The 18,736-nt window shown below is 63.4% G+C and carries 17 protein-coding genes; 12 read left to right on the top strand and 5 right to left on the bottom strand.

The genetic code is table 11. The features are described 5' to 3' along the window. Positions 1–10: 10 nt before the first annotated feature. The 8 genes from ccoN (at position 11) to PQU94_RS12350 (ending at position 7,696) form a co-directional block, all read left to right on the top strand. The gene (gene ccoN / locus PQU94_RS12385) at positions 11–1,507 is read left to right on the top strand and encodes a cytochrome-c oxidase, cbb3-type subunit I (RefSeq protein ID WP_272741769.1); all 1,497 of its coding nucleotides are present in this window, start codon (positions 11–13) and stop codon (positions 1,505–1,507) included. Beyond that, a complete protein-coding gene (ccoO, locus tag PQU94_RS12380) occupies positions 1,507–2,277 on the top strand; it encodes a cytochrome-c oxidase, cbb3-type subunit II (protein WP_272741768.1) in 771 nt (256 codons plus the stop codon). Before ccoN ends, ccoO begins: the two co-directional genes overlap by 1 nt. Then, positions 2,274–2,429, top strand: coding sequence for a cbb3-type cytochrome oxidase subunit 3 (locus PQU94_RS12375; RefSeq protein ID WP_272741767.1), 156 nt, complete (start codon positions 2,274–2,276; stop codon positions 2,427–2,429). Before ccoO ends, PQU94_RS12375 begins: the two co-directional genes overlap by 4 nt. Continuing rightward, the gene (gene ccoP, locus PQU94_RS12370) at positions 2,422–3,312 is read left to right on the top strand and encodes a cytochrome-c oxidase, cbb3-type subunit III (RefSeq protein WP_272741766.1); all 891 of its coding nucleotides are present in this window, start codon (positions 2,422–2,424) and stop codon (positions 3,310–3,312) included. The genes PQU94_RS12375 and ccoP overlap by 8 nt, the downstream gene beginning before the upstream one ends. A 113-nt stretch (positions 3,313–3,425) precedes the next feature. After that, positions 3,426–4,886, top strand: coding sequence for a cytochrome c oxidase accessory protein CcoG (gene ccoG / locus PQU94_RS12365; RefSeq protein ID WP_272741765.1), 1,461 nt, complete (start codon positions 3,426–3,428; stop codon positions 4,884–4,886). Then, entirely contained in the window at positions 4,864–5,370 is a 507-nt protein-coding gene (locus PQU94_RS12360; protein ID WP_272741764.1) for a FixH family protein, read from the top strand. Before ccoG ends, PQU94_RS12360 begins: the two co-directional genes overlap by 23 nt. 2 nt (positions 5,371–5,372) lie before the next feature. Then, positions 5,373–5,519 (top strand): cbb3-type cytochrome oxidase assembly protein CcoS, encoded by a 147-nt coding sequence (gene ccoS, locus PQU94_RS12355; protein WP_126423081.1) that lies wholly within the window; start codon positions 5,373–5,375, stop codon positions 5,517–5,519. Beyond that, the gene (locus tag PQU94_RS12350; RefSeq protein ID WP_272741763.1) at positions 5,516–7,696 is read left to right on the top strand and encodes a heavy metal translocating P-type ATPase; all 2,181 of its coding nucleotides are present in this window, start codon (positions 5,516–5,518) and stop codon (positions 7,694–7,696) included. The genes ccoS and PQU94_RS12350 overlap by 4 nt, the downstream gene beginning before the upstream one ends. Positions 7,697–7,751: 55 nt before the next feature. Here PQU94_RS12350 and PQU94_RS12345 read toward each other — a convergent pair whose 3' ends face one another. The 4 genes from PQU94_RS12345 to PQU94_RS12330 all read right to left on the bottom strand — a co-directional run bounded on the left by PQU94_RS12345 (position 7,752) and on the right by PQU94_RS12330 (position 12,311). After that, positions 7,752–9,236: a methyl-accepting chemotaxis protein gene (locus PQU94_RS12345; protein ID WP_272741762.1), complete on the bottom strand. Its 1,485-nt coding sequence runs from the start codon at positions 9,234–9,236 to the stop codon at positions 7,752–7,754. A gap of 182 nt (positions 9,237–9,418) precedes the next feature. Beyond that, on the bottom strand, positions 9,419–10,159 hold the full coding sequence (locus PQU94_RS12340) for a helix-turn-helix transcriptional regulator (protein WP_272741761.1): 741 nt from the start codon (positions 10,157–10,159) through the stop codon (positions 9,419–9,421). 126 nt (positions 10,160–10,285) lie between these two features. Next, positions 10,286–11,419, bottom strand: a complete 1,134-nt coding sequence (locus PQU94_RS12335) for an alpha/beta hydrolase (protein WP_272741760.1) — start codon at positions 11,417–11,419, stop codon at positions 10,286–10,288. A gap of 181 nt (positions 11,420–11,600) precedes the next feature. Further along, on the bottom strand, positions 11,601–12,311 hold the full coding sequence (locus PQU94_RS12330; protein WP_272741759.1) for a TetR/AcrR family transcriptional regulator: 711 nt from the start codon (positions 12,309–12,311) through the stop codon (positions 11,601–11,603). A gap of 248 nt (positions 12,312–12,559) precedes the next feature. Here PQU94_RS12330 and PQU94_RS12325 point away from each other — a divergent pair, with 248 nt between their 5' ends. From PQU94_RS12325 to PQU94_RS12315, 3 genes are all read left to right on the top strand, one after another. Next, positions 12,560–13,450, top strand: a complete 891-nt coding sequence (locus PQU94_RS12325; RefSeq protein ID WP_272741758.1) for an alpha/beta fold hydrolase — start codon at positions 12,560–12,562, stop codon at positions 13,448–13,450. Between the two features lie 64 nt (positions 13,451–13,514). After that, positions 13,515–15,779: a TonB-dependent receptor gene (locus tag PQU94_RS12320; RefSeq protein WP_272741757.1), complete on the top strand. Its 2,265-nt coding sequence runs from the start codon at positions 13,515–13,517 to the stop codon at positions 15,777–15,779. 81 nt (positions 15,780–15,860) lie between these two features. Further along, the gene (locus tag PQU94_RS12315; RefSeq protein ID WP_272741756.1) at positions 15,861–17,126 is read left to right on the top strand and encodes a spinster family MFS transporter; all 1,266 of its coding nucleotides are present in this window, start codon (positions 15,861–15,863) and stop codon (positions 17,124–17,126) included. Positions 17,127–17,316: 190 nt separating this feature from the next. Here the strand turns inward: PQU94_RS12315 and PQU94_RS12310 are convergent, their stop codons facing one another. Next, positions 17,317–18,108, bottom strand: coding sequence for a 3-hydroxybutyrate dehydrogenase (locus PQU94_RS12310; RefSeq protein WP_272741755.1), 792 nt, complete (start codon positions 18,106–18,108; stop codon positions 17,317–17,319). Positions 18,109–18,287: 179 nt separating this feature from the next. Between PQU94_RS12310 and PQU94_RS12305 the strand changes: the two genes are divergently transcribed. Beyond that, the coding region (locus tag PQU94_RS12305) for a CoA transferase subunit A (RefSeq protein ID WP_272741754.1) at positions 18,288–18,736 on the top strand (449 nt) is incomplete at its 3' end.

The following is an 18,736-nucleotide window of genomic DNA, read 5'->3' as shown; positions in this document are numbered from 1 at the left end:
GAAACACTTCATGTCACAAACCGCTATAGCCCCACCGCCAAAGGTCGCCCCCGCTGCCGCCGCCTCCCGGCCGGTCTATGACGAGACGATCCTTAAATATTTCACCATCGCCGCCATGTTCTGGGGCATAGCGGGCTTTGCCGTGGGGCTCCTGATCGCCCTACAGATGGCCTTTCCCGACTTCAACATCCCGCCCTATCTGACCTTCGGGCGGTTGCGCCCGCTGCACACCTCTGCGGTGATTTTTGCTTTTGGCGGCAATGTGTTGTTTGCCACCTCCTACCACGTCGTGCAGCGCACCTGCCGCGCGCGCCTGTTCTCGGATGGTTTGAGCTGGTTCACCTTCTGGGGCTATCAGGCCTTCATCCTGATGGCGGGTCTGGGCTACGTCTTTGGCGTCACACAGGGCAAGGAATATGCGGAGCCGGAATGGTATGCCGACCTGTGGCTGACCATCGTCTGGGTGGCCTATCTGATCAACTACCTCGGCACCCTGTGGAAGCGTCAGGAAAAGCACATCTACGTCGCCAACTGGTTCTATCTGGCCTTTATCGTCACCGTGGCCATCCTGCACCTCGTCAACAACGTGTCGGTGCCGATAGAGATCGGCAGCGTCCACAGCTATTCGGCCTGGGCGGGCGTGCAGTCGGCCCTGATCCAGTGGTGGTACGGCCACAATGCGGTGGGCTTCTTCCTGACCGCCGGCTTCCTCGGCATCATGTATTACTACATCCCGAAGCAGGCCAACCGTCCGGTCTATTCCTACCGCCTGTCGATCATCCACTTCTGGGCGCTGATCTTCATCTATATCTGGGCCGGTCCGCACCACCTGCTCTACACCGCCCTGCCCGACTGGGCGCAGACGCTGGGCATGACCTTCTCCATCATCCTGTGGATGCCGTCCTGGGGCGGGATGATCAACGGCATGATGACCCTGTCGGGGGCCTGGCACAAACTGCGCGACGACCCGATCCTGCAATTCATGATCATCGCGCTGAGCTTCTACGGCATGTCCACCTTTGAGGGGCCGCTGCTGTCGATCAAGGCCGTCAACTCCCTGTCGCACTATACGGACTGGACCATCGGGCACGTCCATGCGGGCGCGCTGGGCTGGGTCGCCTTCATCTCATTCGGCGCCATCTACTATCTGGTGCCGCACCTGTGGAAGAAGCCCGGCATGTATTCGACGAAGCTGATCTCGCTGCACCTGTGGGTCGCGACCGTCGGTATCGTGGTTTACATCACCTCGATGTGGGTGGCGGGCATCATGCAGGGCCTGATGTGGCGCGCCTATAATGAGATGGGCTTCCTGACCTATTCGTTCGTCGAAACCGTCGCGGCCATGCACCCCTACTACATCATCCGCGCCATCGGGGGCCTGCTGTTCCTGCTGGGGGCGCTGATCATGGTCTTTAACATCTGGAAAACCATCGCCAGCCCCGACAGCGTCGCCTCGGAAACGGGCACCCCCTCGCTGACCCCCGCCGCCCTGCCGGAGCACGTCTGATGCTGGAAAAACATAAAAAACTCGAACGCAACTCCATGCTCCTGCTGATGTTCACCGTTATTGCGGTGTCAATCGGCGGCATCATCGAGATCCTGCCTTTGTTCCGTATGCAAACCACGATCGAGCCGGTCAAGGGCGTGCGTCCCTATACGCCGCTGGAGTTGATGGGGCAGGAAATCTACATCCGCGAAGGCTGCAACACCTGCCATTCGCAGCAGATCCGCCCCCTGCGCGATGAGCAGCAGCGCTATGGCCACTACTCGCTGGCGGCCGAAAGCATGTACGACCACCCCTTCGTCTGGGGCTCCAAGCGCACCGGGCCCGATCTGGCCCGCGTCGGCGGCAAGTATTCCGACGAATGGCACGTCGCCCACCTCAAAAACCCGCGCGCCGTCGTGCCGGAATCGATCATGCCCAGCTACGCCTTTCTGGCCGAAAAGCCCTATGGCGACTGGCGCATCAAAAAGCGCCTGAAGGTGCTACAATCGCTGGGCGTGCCCTATACGCAGGCCATGATCGACGAGGCGCAGAACGATTATGAGGCGCAGGCCAATCCCAACACCATTATCGACCCCAGCGGCCTTCAGGAACGCTATGGCGACAAGGTGGCGGTGCGCGATTTCGACGGCAATCCCGACGAGATCACCGAGATGGATGCCCTGATCGCCTATCTGCAAAAGCTGGGTACGGATGTCGATTTCTCGACCTACGACCCGGATTACGCCCTGAAGCCCCAGGATGGGAAACCGAAGACCGGAGCCGCCAAATGATGAACCTGTCGCTTCTGGGCGGGCTCATCACGCTCGCCTTCACGCTCGCCTTCCTCGGCATCGCCCTGTGGGCCTACTGGCCGAAGAACAAAGAGTCGCTTCAGGCGCATCGCCTTATCCCCCTGCAAGACGAGGACACCGACCATGTCTGACGCGCCCGAACTTCACAAAGACATCGACGCCCCGACGGGGGTCGAGACAACGGGCCACGAATGGGACGGCCTGAAGGAACTGAACAACCCCGCCCCGCGCTGGTGGCTGATCGTGTGGATGCTGACCATCGTCTGGGCCATCGGCTACTGGGTGGTCTATCCGTCCTGGCCGACGCTGACCGGTCACACCAAGGGCATTGCCGGCTGGACCCAGTACGACAAGCTGAAGCACGAGCAGGCCGAGATCACGCAGCGTCAGAGCGGCTGGCTCGGCAAGTTCCACAAGGCGAGCTTTGCCGAAATCAAACAGGACCCTGTCCTGTTTGAATTTGCCCGCGCCGGTGGCGAAGTGGTGTTCAAGGAAAACTGCGCCGCCTGTCACGGGGCGGGCGGCGAAGGCCGTCGCGGCTATCCCAACCTCAATGACGACGACTGGCTGTTCGGCGGCACCGCCGAAGACATCTATAACACCATCAATGTCGGCTCGCACTCGACCCACCCGAACACGCACGCCGTCGCCATGCCCGCCTTTGGCGCCGTCATGGGGCGCGAAGGGATGCTGACCCCGGCCCAGATCGACGACGTGGCCACCTATGTCAGCTATCTGCGTCAGCTGGTCGCCTCTGAGGCCTTCGCGCGCGGTCAGGCGGTGTTTCAGCAGAACTGCGTCAGTTGTCACGGCGAAGGCGGTATCGGCAACCGTCAGATGGGCGCCCCGCGCCTCAATGACGCCATCTGGCTCTATGGCGGCGACAAGGCCACCCTTGTCCAGACCATCACCAAGGGCCGCGCCGGGGTCATGCCGTCCTGGCAGTCGCGCATGTCCGACGATTCCCGCCGTCAGGTCGCCATCTACGTCCACAGTCTGGGCGGTGGTGAATGACCCGTCCCCCCTCCCGGCCCGCCCCCGCCGGGAGGGGGACACTTTGATTTGTCGCGATGTGGAGGCGGAAAACCGCTCACACGTTTCCGCACATCGCTCCTGAGTATGTAACCATGTCCCTGTTTGAAACCGCCCGGAAAATCTACCCGCGCCGCGTCAAAGGCACCTTCCGGTCCCTGAAATGGCTGAGCATGATCCTCCTGCTCGGTATCTACTACGCCGCCCCGTGGCTGCGCTGGGACCGTGGCCCGCACGTGCCGGATCAGGCCATACTGGTCGATCTGGTGGGGCAGCGCGGCTACTTCTTCGGTATCGAAATCTGGCCGCAGGAGGTCTATCTGCTGGTCGGCGTGCTGATCCTCGCCGCCATCGGCCTGTTCTTTGCCACAGCACTTCTGGGGCGGGTGTGGTGCGGCTATGCCTGCCCGCAGACCGTATGGACCGACCTGTTCGTGTGGGTCGAACGCTTCGTGCAGGGCGACCGCAATGCGCGGCGCAAGCTGGACGAAAGCGCGTGGACGCTCGAAAAACTCTGGAAAAAGACGCTGACCCACCTGATCTGGCTTCTGATCGGGGCGGTCACCGGCGGGGCTTGGGTCTTCTATTTCAATGACGCCCCCACCCTTTTCAGCGACCTGTGGCATCTGGATGTGTCATGGTCGGTGCTGGGATGGATCATCGCCCTGACGCTTTCGACCTATTTCATGGCCGGTTTCGCGCGCGAAAACGTCTGCACCTACATGTGCCCCTATGCGCGCTTTCAGTCGGCCATGTTCGACAAGGACACCCTGATCATCACCTATGAGGCCGAGCGCGGCGAACCGCGCGGCAAGCACAAGAAGGGCGAAAGCTGGGACGGCAAGGGTCACTGCATCGACTGCGACTCCTGCGTCATCGTCTGCCCCATGGGCATCGACATCCGCGACGGCCTTCAGATGCAGTGCATCTCCTGCGGCCTGTGCATCGACGCCTGCAACAGCGTGATGGACAAGATCGAGCTGCCGCGCGGCCTGATCCGCTATGACACCGAGTCGAACCAGCGTCAGCGGCGCGAAGGCTATCGCACGCTCGATATCGCTCACCGTAAAAGCGGCAAGACCGTCGTGCCGCCGCAAAAGATGCGCTGGGTGCGGCCGCGCACCGTGGCCTATGCCCTGATCCTGTCCACCGTGGGCAGCCTGATGCTGACCGCCATCGTGCTGCGTCCGATGACCGAACTGACGGTCAATCACGCCCGCGCGCCGCAATTTGTGCGCCTGTCCGACGGCAGCGTGCGCAATAATTACCAGATCAAGATCCTGAATAAGTCGCACGACGACCGCGCCTACCGCCTCAACACGCAAGGCCTGTCTCAGGCGCGGCTGGAGGTGCTGGCCGCCGGGGATGAGACGGTCGAGACGCTGCACGTCCCCGCCAACAGCGTCGCCAGCTTCCGCGTGCGCGTCGATACGCCGGAGGCCACGGCGCACGGCCGCAGCGATATCCGCTTCCTTTTGTCCGAAACCCGTAACCCTGCCCAAAACTCTGGAAACACCCCGGAAAGCGCCCGCCATGACAGCTACTTCATTCGCTGAGGCCAAGCCCCTCTCTCAGGCCGAGATCGACAGCCGACGCGGCCGCTTCGTGCCGTGGGTGATCGCGGCCTTCTTCCTCAGCTTCATGATCCCCCTGATCTGTTTCACCGTCATCGCCTTTCGCCACCCGCCCAGCGAGGTGACGCCGCAGGCCTACGAAAAGGGCGTGGCCTACAACCAGACTCTGGCCGCTGAGGCCGCCCAGAAGGCGCTCGGCTGGCAGGTAACGCTCAGCCACACGGGCGGGCGGCTGACGGTCAGGGCGCGCGACGCCCAGGGACAAGCGCTGGACGGCGGGCAGGTGGAGGTGTGGCTGATCCACCCGGCGCAAAGCGCGCTCGACCGCCATCTGGTGCTCACGCCCGAAGGCCAGGGCCTCTATACCGCCGCGACCGCCCTGCCCTCCCCCAGCGTCTGGACCGCCCACGTCACCGTACAGGTGGCGGACCATCAGATGCAGACGCGCGCCTTCGTGGAAAACTGATCGTGGACATTCTGATCCTTCTGGTAGCGGCGGCGGGCGTACTGGCCCTGATTGCGGGGGCGGCCTTCATGTGGGCCCTGCGCAGCCAGCAGTTTGACGACCCGGAGATGCAGGCCGAGCGCATCCTGCACGACGATGACGAGTCATGACCGACACCCTGACCGATTACGGCTGCTACGTCACCGAGGAGGACGACGGCCATCAGGCCCTTTATCTGCGCGTCGAGGGGATGCGCTGTGCCGCCTGCGCGTGGAAGGTCGAAAGCACCCTCAATGCCTATGACGGTGTCAATGCACGCATGACCTACGCCACCCAGAGGCTGAAACTGGTGTGGGACAAGAGCGCGTTTTCGACGCGCGCCAATGATCTGGCCGCCGCCGTCGAGGCGCTGGGCTTTTCCGTCGCCCCCTTCGACGTCTCGAAATCCAGCGAAGGGGCGAAGGCCGAAGAGAGCCTGCTGCTGCGTTGTCTGGCCGTGGCCGGGTTTGCCACCACCTTTGTCATGCTGTTTGCCGACGCCCTGTGGTTCAGCCCTGACGCCTCGCTCAACGGGGCGACGCGCGACCTGATGCACTGGGCTATGGCGCTGGTCGCCCTGCCGACCACCCTCTATGCGGGTCGCCCCTTCTTCCGCAGCGCCATCGCTGCCCTCAGGCACGGACGCAGCCATATGGACGTGCCGATCAGCGTCGCCGTGCTGCTGACGGCGGGGATGAGCCTGTTCGAGACGATGCGCCACGGGCCGCACGTCTATTTCGACGCCCCGGTCATGCTGCTGTTCTTCCTGCTGATCGGGCGCTATCTCGACCTCAAGGCGCGCGGCAAGGCGCGGGAAGCCGCCGAAGGGCTGCTGGCCATGCTCGACGGCACGGCCAGTGTGCGCGAGGGCGGTCAGGTGCGATCCTGCAAGATCAGCGACCTGCGCCCCGGTATGACGCTTGTGGTGGCCGCAGGTGAGAAGATTGCCGCCGACGCCACCCTGACGCGCGGCACGACCGAGGTCGATACCAGCCTGCTGACCGGTGAGACCCTACCGCGCGCCGTCAGCCCCGGCGAGACGGTCTATGCCGGCACGATCAATGTCGCCGCCCCTCTGGAGGCCGTCGTCACGGCGGCCTCCGAGAACAGCCTGTTGTCGCGCACCGTGGCCCTGATGGAGACGGCCGAGCAGGGTCAGGCGCGCTTTGTGCACATTGCCGACCGCGTGGCGGCCATCTATGCACCCGTGGTGCATATCGTCGCCGCCCTGACCTTTGCCGGGTGGGCCCTGTGGGGGCATGGCGGGTGGCAGGACGCGCTGCTGAAGGCCATGGCCGTGCTGATCGTCACCTGCCCCTGTGCGCTGGGTCTGGCCGTGCCGGTGGCGCAGGTTCTGGCGTCGGGGCAATTGTTCCGGCGCGGCATCCTGCTGAAATCGGCGCGCGGGCTGGAACGTCTGGCCGCCGCCGATACGGTCATTTTTGACAAGACCGGCACCCTGACGCGGGGTCAGCCAACCTGGATGAACCCGCAGGCGCTCAATGAATACGAGACGCGGCTGGCTGTGGCGCTGGCGGCACAAAGCCGTCACCCCCTGTCGCGCGCTCTGGTGCAGGCGCGGCCCGACCTGCCCGTCGCGCCCGCCACGGTCGAGGATGTGCCCGGCTGCGGCCTGCGCGGCGAGGTGGAGGGGGAGCCGGTATGGCTGGGCAAGGCGACGTGGTTAGGGATAGAGTCCGCCGGCGACAGCGCCCCGGAACTGTGGTTCCGGCGGGGGAGCCATACACCTGTGCGTCTGGTGTTCGAGGACACGCTGCGGCTCGATGCGCGGCTGACCATCGACGCGCTGAAGGCGCGCGGGCTCGACATCTGGCTGCTGTCCGGCGACCGGCGCGTCGCGGCGGAACGGGTGGCGACGGAACTGGGCATCGACACCTGTCACGCTGATCTGTCGCCGCTGGAAAAGCTCGCCACCGTGCAGCGTCTGCAAGCCGAAGGGCGTAAGGTGCTAATGGTCGGCGACGGGCTGAACGACGCGGCGGCCCTGTCGGCCGCCAGCGTCTCTATCTCCCCCGCTTCGGGCATGGACATCACCCAGAACGCCGCCGACCTCGTGTTTCGCGGCGACAGCCTGTGGCCCGTGGCCGAGGCGCTGCGTGTGGCCGAACGCACCGGGCGCATCGTCACGCAGAACTTCGTCCTGTCGTTTGGTTATAATCTGATCGCCGTGCCGCTGGCCGTGGGGGGCGGGGTGACACCGCTGATCGCCGCCATCGCCATGTCGGCTTCGTCGCTGGTCGTGGTGGCCAATGCGTTTCGGCTCAAACTACCGGGACGCATCGCATAGCACAAAGCCGCCCGTTGGGGGCGGCTTCGACCTACGCTTTACGCCTACGCCACGCTTACGCCACTAAGGCTTCGACACTCTCCTTCACCTCTTCCGAGGCCTGGGTCACCTCATTGAAGGTGGCGCTGAGATGGCCGAGTTTCTGGTCGATTTCGTGCACGGCGGTCACCGCCGCCTGCATATTGCCCGATATTTCGGCGCTGACCGCGTTTTGCTGTTCGATGGCCGATGCCACGCCCGACACATTGTCGAGCACCGCGGTCATGCTGGAGGTAATGATGCCCAGCGCGCCCACCACCTCGGTTGTCACCGTCTGCATATTGGCGATTTCCTTCGAGATGGTCTCGGTTGAGCGCGCCGCCTGATTGGCCAGCGACTTGACCTCCGACGCCACGACGGCGAAGCCGCGGCCCGCCTCGCCCGCGCGCGCCGACTCGATGGTGGCATTGAGCGCCAGAAGATTGATCTGGCTGGCGATTTCGCGGATCATCTCGACCACATTGTTCATCGAGGCCGCCGAGTCGTTGAGCGCTCCGGCGGACCTGCCCGCCCCTTCGGCGTGACGGAAGATGCCTTCGACGCTTTCGCGCGCCTGCCCCATATTGCCGGCGATTTCCTTGACGCTGGCGCTCAGTTCTTCCGACGCCGCCGCCACCGCATTGACCACCGAGCCGGTTTCCGTCGAGGCCGTCGAGGCGACCGCCGCCATCTGGGTCGCGTCGGTCATCTGCTTTACCACCGCATTGAGCTGACGATCCACATCGCGGCTCAGTTCCTCATTGCGGATACGCCGCTTGACGGCCTCGGTGGTGTCGGTGGCGAACTTGACCACCTTGATGACCGCGCCGGTGTCGTCAAAGACGGGATTGTAGGAGGCCTGAATATAGACCGCCTTGCCACCCTTCCCCAGACGGCGGTATTCGGCCGCCTGAAACTCGCCGCGTTGCAGCCGCTCCCAGAACTGCCGGTAGTCTGCGGACTGCGCGTATTGCGGTTCGCAGAAGATACGGTGATGCTGACCGACGATCTCCTTGAGGCTATAGCCCAGCGTCGTAAGGAAGTTGTCGTTGGCGGTCAGAATCTCACCCTGTGGCGTGAATTCGATCACCGCCTGCGCGCGGGAAATGGCCTCGACCTTGCCCGCATGATCGAGTGATTTCGCCTTGGCCTCAGTGATATCGGAGGCGATCTTCAGCACCCGAACGACCTTGCCGCTCTTGTCTTTTACGGGATTATAGCTGGCCTGAAGCCAGACGATCTTGCCATGATTGCCGATGCGCTTGAATTCGCCCGCCTGAAAGCGTCCGGCGGCCAGATCGCTCCAGAACTGGCGATAGGCCTCGGAATTCACGTAATCGGGCAGGCAGAAGAGTCTGTGATGCTGGCCAACGACCTCGCGTTCGCTGTAACCCACCGCCGCCAGAAAATTCGCATTGGCCGAAATGATCCTGCCGTCCGGGGTGAACTGGATGATCGCCTGCGACGTGTCCAGAGCGTTGAAGATAGCCTTATCCAGGCTGCTGTTTGAACCAAAGAACACTTTGAACCGCCCTATTCTCTTGCGGACCCGATGGCATCCGCCCAGCCTCAATTTACCGCCGCTTCAAGGCGCTTCCGGCCTTTTAATTGCATCATAGGGGGTAATTTTGGGGCACAAATCTTAACGGCCCGATAACACCATTATAGTTAGCAGGGTCTTATGTGCGCCTTTGCGAGCCCTCTTCAGGCGATCAGCTTGCGACGTAGGGCTTCGGCCACCGCATGGGTGCGTCCGCGCACGCCCATTTTTCTGGCGGCAGACTTGGCATAGCCGTAGATGGTGTCGGTGGTATAGCCCGTCACCTGATGAATGGCGGGGACTTCAAGGCCATCGGCAAAGTGTTTGAGGCAGGCCAGTTCGCCCTCCGACAGGCCCAGATGCTGGTTCATGGCGCTGAGAAGCTGATCCGACAGTTCGGCGTGCACCACGCGCGTCGTCATTTCGAGGATGAATTTTTCGTCGTCGCTAAACGGAGTCGCCCGGCAGAAGGTCACGCCGCCAAAGCGCTGTTCGCCCTTGAAAAAGCCGATGGCGCTGCGCGTCGTAATGCCGAACTGCTGTTCCAGTTGCCGGATGCGCTCGACACCGGGTCCGGTCAGCACCTCCGGCCCTAGATCGTGCCAGCTCCCCCAGTGCTGTTCCGCGGTCATCAGGTAGGACATGGGGTCCTGATGATAGAGGTTTTCGCTGAGGAACTGGCGGATAAACGCTTCCGGCATGTCGGTGGCCAGCATGACGCCGCGCCCGACGCCCAGCCCGAAAAAGGCCATGCCCGACATGGCAAAGCTGTCGAAGGGCACGATCTGGCGCAGGGCGGCCATCATCGGGTGCGTCGCGTGCGCGCGCCCGAAACGGTTAGCGATGACCTCCATAGCCGCCTGCCGGGCCGGGTCCGCAACGTGCTTTGCAATATAGCTGGGCATGTCCCGTCCGATTCGATGAAAAACCCGTACGGTTACACTTATACGGGGAACGCGCGTTTGCAATCGTCTGCGCCCGCCAAATGCCCAAACTATCGCCCTGCGGCGTTATTTATCCGACGTCTGAGCTTATTTCCGGGTCTGTGCAAACAGCGTCGCCGACTCCGTCTGCGCCTTTTGCGCCGCAGGAACGTAGGCCGTGGTTTGCAGGAAGGCGTGGATCAGGCTGGGGTAGTGCAGGCGTTTGACCGTCACCCCCGCCCCGCTCAGCTTATCGGCAAAGGCGCGCTGCGAGTCTTTCAACGGATCAAAGCCCGCCGTGACGATCACCGTGGCGGGCAGGCCTTTCAGATCGGCCTGCATGGGTGAGGCGTCCTCAGCGGGCGGCGTCGTGCCGGCAGGATAAACCTGCGCCGCCAGGTACTCCAGATTGTCGGCATCGAGGCCGTAACCGCTGCCCAGCTCCGTCATCGACGGATAGTTGTTCACGCGATCCACCCCCGGGTAGTAGAGCAGAAGCCCCGCCGGAGGGGTTGCGGCCTTTTTCTGTTTCAGCGCCACCGACAGGGCCAGGGTGCCCCCGGCACTGTCGCCACCGAGGCTCAGGCGTTTGACATCGCCGCCGAACTCCGCCGCGTGCGCCGCCACCCACGCCCAGGCGTCTGCGGCGTCCTGATGCGCCGCCGGGTACGGGTGTTCGGGGGCCAGACGGTAACCGGGGGCGACCACGATCATCTTCAGGTCGCGCGCCAGCGCCCGCAGGCTGGGGTCAAAGGCGTCGAGGCTGCCGAACATGAAGCCGCCGCCGTGATAATAGACCAGAACCGGCGCAGATTTTACGCCCTGCAAGGCTGCCGGGACGAAGATGCGCAAGGGCAAGTCGCCGCCGCGCGTCGGGATGCTGCGGTCGGTGGCCAGCACCCCTTCGACGGGTGCGGTGCGCGTCGCCCAGTAGCGGTCGAGCGCGGCGCGCGTGGCGGTACGCCCGGCCTCGCTGGCATAGACGGCGCGCATCTGCGCCTTGACCGCCGGGGTGGCCGCCGGACGCGTCACATTTTCCAGCACATATTGCAGACGCGGATCGAGCGTGTGGCCCTCAGACACTTCGCGCGGGCCTTTGAGGTGGGCGACAAACCACGCCTCGTCCTGCTGCATGAAGGCCACGGCCTGCGCCTCCGCCGGCGTCGGTACGATGGGCTCAGCCGCCAGCGGCGTGGTCATAAGGCAGGCTCCGACAGTCAGGACAGGCAGCAGGCGTTTCATGTGGCGTCTCCCGGTTGTGTTTTGCCGGAGAATGACCGCATCCCCCGCCGGGCGCAATGAGAAATTCAACAGATGTAGAATCAGACCTTGGCGACTGCCGCCGTAGGGCGAGATGCCCTAAATGGAAGCCTCATCCCGCTCTGGATTTTTGTATGATCGCGATATTTTTGTCGAAAACCGCTCACACTTTTCGACATATCGCTCTCGCGCGGTCTTCCATGGCCTGAAACGCCCCCAGATGAAAGCTGATCAGGTGCTCATAGGCGTCTTCGGCGTCGTCCGAGCGGCACAGGCCGTTCGACAGGTGGTCGATGCGCCCGGTCGAGGCCATGGTCAGGGTCAAAGCCCCCGACAGGCAGTGATAGCCCCAGTACAGCTCGCGGTCAGCCACGTGCGGCAGGACGCGGCGCAGGGCGTCGATGAATTTGAGGATCAGGCGGTCGAAATGCGTGGTCATCATCGGGGCCAGCACGCCCGACGAATTGACCTGCGCCACCAGCCGGCAATAGTTGCGAAAGCCCGGATCGGCGGCGGCGTGCATGGTCTGCACCGGCACGATAAAGGCGCGCAGGATCGACTCCAGAGTGGGCGCATCTTCGCTGTCCATCACCCGCCGCAAGGCCGCCTCGCGCCGGTCGTTGAGCACCAGCGCCCGCCGCCCGAAGACCGCATCATAAAGGCCTTGCTTGGATTCGAAATAATAGTTGGGCAGGGCCACATCGACGCCCGCCGCCTGCGCCACCTGACGCACCGTCACCCCGTCAAAGCCATGCCGTGAAAAAAGCGCCTCGGCGGCATCCAGCACCAGATCGCGGCGCGACGGCGCATCCGACACCTTGCGGCGGCCCTTGGGGCTTTTGACGATCGGTTCAGGGGCAGAGTCGGGCGGCATGTATCCACGGAATGAGATTCGATGATCCACCCGTCTAACACAGGCGCGCAGACGGCGAAAAGGAAAACGTTTTTCCTCCGTTCGTCTGCGAATACAGGGTGCGCCGATTTGGCCACAGCAAGGTTAATTTCAACGGCAATTTGAATTTACCAGCTTGACATTCAACGGGTGTTGAAAAATGCTCTGGTTACCGGTTCGCTCAAAGAAACCGGATGCACACGGGAAAAACAGCACAGGACGCAATGCCCATGCCGGCAGAGCCCAGCTACCACGACGTGACCTATCTGAGCGGAGCCGATTCGCTGGGCAGCAGACGCCTGCGCCTCTATGCCCGCGACTATAACCCGACGGCGGAGCGCGTGGTGATCTGCCTGCACGGCCTGACGCGCAACAGCGCCGATTTCGAGCCGCTGATGGCTCGCCTTCCCGCCGATCATCGCTTTATCATCCCGGATCAGCGCGGGCGCGGGCGCTCCGACTATGACAGCGAAGCGGCAAACTATGCGCTGGGCGTCTATGTGCAGGACATGCTGGCTCTGATGGCGCACCTGGGGATCGCGCGCGCTACCTTTATCGGCACCTCGATGGGCGGGCTGATCTCGATGCTGCTGGCGGCCACCGCGCCGCAGTGCGTGCGTGGCATCGTGCTCAATGATGTGGGTCCGAAGCTGTCGCCCGAAGGGCTGGAACGCATCCGCGGCTATGTGGGCAAGGGCAAGCCGGCCACCACCTGGCAGGAGGCCGCCGAGGCTGCCCGCCTGATCAATGCCGAGGCCTTTCCCGATTTCGGCCCGGCGGACTGGATGGCCTTTGCGCGCCGCACCTGCGTCGAGGTCGAAGGCCGCCCGGTCGCCGCCTACGATCCGGCCATATCGGCGGGCATGGCCCCCGGCAGTCAGGCCGTCGCCCCGCCCGAACTCTGGGACCTGTGGGCCAGCCTGAAAGACATCCCCGTCCTCGCCCTGCGCGGCGCTCTGTCCGACCTTCTGTCGGCGGAGACCCTGCAACGTATGGGCGACACCCACCCGCGCACCATAGCCGTTACCGTGCCCGACCGGGGTCATGCGCCCCTGCTGGACGAACCCGTGGCCCTGACGGCCATCGAAGCCTTTTTACGGGAACAGGCCCTGCGCCCCTGATCCGGGTGTCGGCGCCGTGTTCTCCAAGTACGCGTTTCAACTATAATTTTTACAGGGAAACTCCATGAAACAGACCTTCAAACCCTTGCTGATGGCCTCCGTGGCCAGCCTCGGCACCCTTCTGGCCGCCGCCGCGCCGCAGGCCTTTGCCCAAACCGCACCACAACCCGCCGCCTCGTCCGATGAGGTGACCGACGTTGTCGTCACCGCCCGCCGCCGCGCCGAAACCCTGAAGGACGTGCCGATCGCCGTCTCCACCTTCTCGTCGGCCAAGCTTGACCAGACCGGCGCGCAGGACATCACCGCGCTTCAGCAGCAAGCCCCCAACATGACGCTTCAGGTGGCGCGCGGCTCCAACTCGACCCTGATCGCCTTTATCCGCGGCGTCGGTCAGCAGGACCCGCTGTGGGGCTTTGAACCGGGCGTCGGCCTCTATGTCGATGACGTCTATGTGGCGCGTCCGCAAGGCGCCGTGCTCGACATCTATGATGTGCAGCGCGTCGAAGTGCTGCGCGGCCCGCAAGGCACCCTCTATGGCCGCAACACCATCGGCGGCGCGATCAAATACGTCACCAAGCCGCTGGACATGACCTCGCCCACCTTCATGGCGCGCGGCTCGCTGGGCAGCTATAATCAGCGCGATCTCGTCCTGACCGGCTCCGTGCCCCTGTCGGATCAGTTCGCCGTCGGCGCGGCGATTGCCAAATATAACCGCGACGGCTTCGGCAAAAACCTGTTCACCGGAGCTGAGCATTACAACAAGGACGTCACCGCCGTCCGCCTGAGTGCCGAATATAACCCGACGGACAAGCTTTCGTTTCGCCTCGCCTATGACCGCACGCAGGACGATTCCAACGCCCGTCACGGTCACCGCGAAACCCCTGCCCTCAATTCGCTGGGCGGCCCGCTCTATACGGGCGCGCAGGCGGCCTGGAACACCCCTCCGGCGGACCCTTACGACACCTATGCGGGTCTGGGCGACAAGAACAAGGTCGAAACCGACGGCGTGTCGCTGACGGCGGAATACAAGGTCTCGGACAAGCTGACCTTCAAGTCGATCTCGGCCGTGCGTTCGGGCGAAACGGCGACCAAGATCGACTTCGACAACACGCCGGGCGGCTTCATGGACGTGCCGGCCAAGTACGAAGACACGCAGGCCACGCAGGAGTTCCAGTTCACCTATGGCGGCGAGCGCTGGTCGTGGGTGGCGGGCGTCTTCTATCTGAACAGCACGGCAGCGGGCGCGTTCGACACCACCATACTCGGCAATCTGGCCACCACCCTGACCCAGGGCAAGGTGCGTACCAACTCGGTCGCCGCCTTTGCCGACTTTAACTACAAGCTGACGGACAAGTGGTCGCTGTCGTTCGGGGGGCGCTACACCAAGGATAACAAGCGCGGCACCGTCTATCGGGCCAACTATGCCGGCGCCCCCTCGCCCGTCTTCGGCGGCGCGGGTGCGCGCACGCTGCTGCGGTCGGACTATACCAATGACAAGTCGTTCGACAAGTTTACGCCGCGCGTCTCGCTGTCCTATGCCTTCACCCCGGCCCTGACCGGCTATGCAGCCGTCTCCGAAGGCTTCAAATCGGGCGGCTTCGACATGCGCGGCGACGTCATCCTGACGCCTTCGACCGTCAATGGCTACAACCCGGAAACCGTGCTCAGCAAGGAAATCGGCCTGAAAGGCACCACCTTTGACGGCCTGCTGAACTTCACCTTCGCCGTCTTCGATTCGAAGTACGACGACATGCAGATCACCCGTCAGACCCCCGTGGGTGCGACGGTCGCCTCTCAGGTCGAAAACGCCGGTAAGGCTTCGATCCGCGGCGCGGAATTTGAAGGCACGCTGCGCTTCTCGGACAAGCTGACCGGCAATTTCGCCCTCGGCTATACGGACGCCAAGTTCGACGAATTCATCAGCTACAACGTGCTGACCGCGTCTTACGTCAATCTGGCCGGGGTCTATAAGTTCCAGATGACGCCGGAATGGACCAACAATTTCGGCCTCACCTATAAGACCGACGCCTTCGGCGGTTCGCTGGTCGTGTCACCGCAGGCCAGCTACCGCTCCGACATGCAGATGTTCGAAGCGGCCAATGCGGCCCTCGATCAGAAGGCCTACTGGCTCTATGATATGGGCGTCACCTGGACCGCGCCTGGTGCGAAGTACAAGGTCGGCCTCTATGGCCGCAACCTCAGCGATGAGCGCTACCGCACGGGCGGCTATAACTTCCCCAGCAGCGTCTCGCCGCTGTTCGGCAACTCGGTGTCGGCCTTCTACGGCGCGCCGCGCACCGTGACCCTCACTCTGGAATATCGTTACTAAGTAACGAATTAAGGTCTGTATCCTGACCTCTTCTCCGTAGGTTTTCTACGGAGAAGAGGTTCTTTTTTCTGAGGCCACTTCATGTCCAGCCCCATCCCCGACGCGGCCCCGATCAAGGGGCGTTATCTGGCGCTGTTTGCCCTGATCGTCGTCTATACGTTCAACTTCCTCGACCGGCAGATCATCTCGATCCTGAAAGACCCCATCGCGCAGGAACTGGGCCTCAGCGATACGCAACTGGGGCTGATGGGCGGGCTGGCCTTTGCGCTGCTCTATACGACCCTCGCCATCCCGGTGGCGTGGCTGGCCGACCGCACCTCGCGTGTGTGGATCATGACCACGGCTCTGGCCGTCTGGTCCGGCTTTACCGCCCTGTGCGGTCTGGCGCACAACTTCACCCATCTGTTTATCGCCCGCATGGGCGTCGGCGTCGGCGAAGCGGGTGGCGTCGCCCCGGCCTACAGCCTGATTGCCGACTATTTCCCGCCGAAACAGCGGGCCAAGGCCCTGGCCATCTATTCGTTCGGGATTCCCGTGGGCTCCGCCGCTGGTGTGCTGTTCGGCGGGCTTCTGGCGGCGAAGGTGGACTGGCGTTTTGCCTTCATCGCCATAGGCTGTGCGGGCATTCTGATCGCGCCGCTGTTCCGCCTGATGGTCAAGGACCCGCCGCGCGGACGCTATGACGCCTCCGCAGGCAAGCCGCTGGGCTTTATCGCCGCGTGCAGGCTGGCCTTCGCCAAACCGACCTTCTGGCTCCTGTCGTTCGGGGCCGCCTGTTCGTCCATGGTCTCCTATGGTTTCATGTACTGGCTGCCGACCTTCCTGTCGCGCTCCCTGCACCTCGACCTCGTGTCGCGCTCATGGTTTTTGGCGGCGTTACTGTTTGTCGGCGGCGTGGCGGGTATGGCGCTGGGCGGTGTGCTGGGCGACAAGCTGGGGCAGAAGTCCAAGCGCGCCTATCCGCTGATCCCCTGCGTGGCCTTTATTATCTCGGTGCCGCTCTACGCGCTGGGCGTGCTGGCCACCACGCCGGAGACGGCCTTTGCCCTGTTTCTGCTACCGCAGGCGCTGGGCCTGATGTGGCTGGGGCCGGTGCTGACGGCGGTTCAGCATCTGGGGCCGGGCCATTCGCGCACCATGATCTCGTCCCTGTTCCTGCTGATCAACAACCTGATCGGCATTGCGGTGGGGACGTGGTTCTTCGGCGCGGCGTCGGATTATCTGAAGCCCCTCTATGGCGACGCCTCGATCAAATATGCGTTTCTGGCGGGCCTGAGCTTCTATGTGCTGGCGGCGATCCTGCTGTTCTTCGCCTCGCTGCGCATCCGCCGCGACTGGGTGGATTAGATCATCATGTTTAGCCCCTCGCCGGGTGCGGGCTTCGCCACCTTGGCCGCCGCCTCAATGGCGGCTTGAGCGGAATGATTTTAGAAATCATCCCGCTCTGACATTTTGTTTTGTCGCGCATTTGATTCCGAAACGGAGTTCGGCGAAGCCAAAACCGTTGCACACTTTTTTCGGAATGCGCTCTGATAGTTTACTGCGCGGTCCATCCCCCGTCGATGGGGATGGCCGTGCCGGTCACATTGTGGGCCAGAGGTGAAGACAGCCACAGGGCCAGCGCCGCGATTTCGTCCGGCGCGCTCATGCGCTGCGACGGCTGTTTTTCGGCCAGAAGCGCCGCGATCCCCGCCTGACGATCGCCCCCGGCGGCCGCAGCGCGCGCCTGAATCTGCGGCTCGATCAGGGCCGTCTCGGTCCAGCCGGGGCACAGGCAGTTGATGGTTACGCCGGTGCGCGCATATTCGAGCGCCGCCACCTTCGACAGGCCGACCAGCCCGAATTTTGAGGCCACATAGGGCCCCTTCTCGACCGAGGCGACAAGGCCGTGCACCGAGGCGATATTGATGACGCGCCCGAATCCGCGCGCCGCCATGCGCGGCAGGGCATAGCGCAGGGTGGCCATCGCCGCCGTCAGATTGACCGATAACACCGCATCCCAGGTGGCATCATCTATCTGGGCAAAAGGCAGGGTCTTCTGCACCCCGGCATTGTTGATCAGTATGTCGATGCCGCCGCCCCAGTTCCACACAGCCTCCATCAGGCCGTCAATGGCCGCCCGGTCGCGCAGATCGCCGTCGAAAAAGCGCACCTGCGCCCCCAGACGGCGGATATGATCGGTGGCGGCATCGACCTGTTGCGGCGTGGCCAGCCCGTGCAGGGCAATATTGGCCCCGGCCCTGGCAAAGGCTTCGGCGATGGCCAGACCTATGCCCTTAACAGAACCGGTGATCAGCGCGGTCCGCCCGCGAAGAGAAGCGTCGGTCATGGTGTGTGTCCCTGTTTTGGCCCTTCTGTGCACGGTGGCGGGGCTTCGGGGGTAACTATCGGCGGGCCGTCACAGGGGGTCAATGAAAAATTCAACAAATGCTGAATTTTTTGCTCGCAAGGGGATGACAAACCGTGCCGGAGTGCGTAGGAATGAGCAAAAATATACGGGAGAGACCGATGCCGTCGAAGATATATGCGGACGCGAAGAGTGCGCTGGAGGGGCTGACGTTTGACGGGATGACGGTGATGGCCGGGGGCTTTGGCCTGTGCGGTATCCCGGAGAACCTGATCGCCGCCCTGCGCGACTCAGGCGTGACCGGCATTACCGCCATTTCCAACAATGCCGGGGTCGATGGCTTCGGGCTGGGGATGCTGCTCAACACCCGTCAGATCAAAAAGATGATCTCGTCCTATGTCGGCGAAAACAAGGAGTTCGAGCGGCAGTATCTGGCGGGCGAGCTGGAGCTGGAGTTCAATCCGCAGGGCACCCTGGCCGAACGGATTCGGGCCGGCGGGGCCGGGATTCCGGGCTTTTACACCGCCACCGGCGTCGGCACGCTGGTGGCCGAAGGCAAGGAACTCAAGGACTTCAATGGCAAGACCTACGTTCTTGAGACGGGTCTGGT

Origin of the sequence: Asticcacaulis currens (assembly GCF_028550395.1) — a bacterium.
GTDB lineage: Bacteria > Pseudomonadota > Alphaproteobacteria > Caulobacterales > Caulobacteraceae > Asticcacaulis > Asticcacaulis currens.
Note: the sequence above shows the minus strand (reverse complement) of the source record. Positions and strands in the feature narration are given on the sequence as shown.

What these genes read in the sequence shown, in the direction of transcription:
- ccoN (WP_272741769.1), top strand. Translation starts at nt 11, where the DNA reads ATGTCACAAACCGCTATAGCCCCACCGCCAAAGGTCGCCCCCGCTGCC.
- ccoO (WP_272741768.1), top strand. Translation starts at nt 1,507, where the DNA reads ATGCTGGAAAAACATAAAAAACTCGAACGCAACTCCATGCTCCTGCTG.
- PQU94_RS12375 (WP_272741767.1), top strand. Translation starts at nt 2,274, where the DNA reads ATGATGAACCTGTCGCTTCTGGGCGGGCTCATCACGCTCGCCTTCACG.
- ccoP (WP_272741766.1), top strand. Translation starts at nt 2,422, where the DNA reads ATGTCTGACGCGCCCGAACTTCACAAAGACATCGACGCCCCGACGGGG.
- ccoG (WP_272741765.1), top strand. Translation starts at nt 3,426, where the DNA reads ATGTCCCTGTTTGAAACCGCCCGGAAAATCTACCCGCGCCGCGTCAAA.
- PQU94_RS12360 (WP_272741764.1), top strand. Translation starts at nt 4,864, where the DNA reads ATGACAGCTACTTCATTCGCTGAGGCCAAGCCCCTCTCTCAGGCCGAG.
- PQU94_RS12350 (WP_272741763.1), top strand. Translation starts at nt 5,516, where the DNA reads ATGACCGACACCCTGACCGATTACGGCTGCTACGTCACCGAGGAGGAC.
- PQU94_RS12340 (WP_272741761.1), bottom strand. Translation starts at nt 10,159, where the DNA reads ATGCCCAGCTATATTGCAAAGCACGTTGCGGACCCGGCCCGGCAGGCG.
- PQU94_RS12335 (WP_272741760.1), bottom strand. Translation starts at nt 11,419, where the DNA reads ATGAAACGCCTGCTGCCTGTCCTGACTGTCGGAGCCTGCCTTATGACC.
- PQU94_RS12330 (WP_272741759.1), bottom strand. Translation starts at nt 12,311, where the DNA reads ATGCCGCCCGACTCTGCCCCTGAACCGATCGTCAAAAGCCCCAAGGGC.
- PQU94_RS12325 (WP_272741758.1), top strand. Translation starts at nt 12,560, where the DNA reads ATGCCGGCAGAGCCCAGCTACCACGACGTGACCTATCTGAGCGGAGCC.
- PQU94_RS12320 (WP_272741757.1), top strand. Translation starts at nt 13,515, where the DNA reads ATGAAACAGACCTTCAAACCCTTGCTGATGGCCTCCGTGGCCAGCCTC.
- PQU94_RS12315 (WP_272741756.1), top strand. Translation starts at nt 15,861, where the DNA reads ATGTCCAGCCCCATCCCCGACGCGGCCCCGATCAAGGGGCGTTATCTG.
- PQU94_RS12310 (WP_272741755.1), bottom strand. Translation starts at nt 18,108, where the DNA reads ATGACCGACGCTTCTCTTCGCGGGCGGACCGCGCTGATCACCGGTTCT.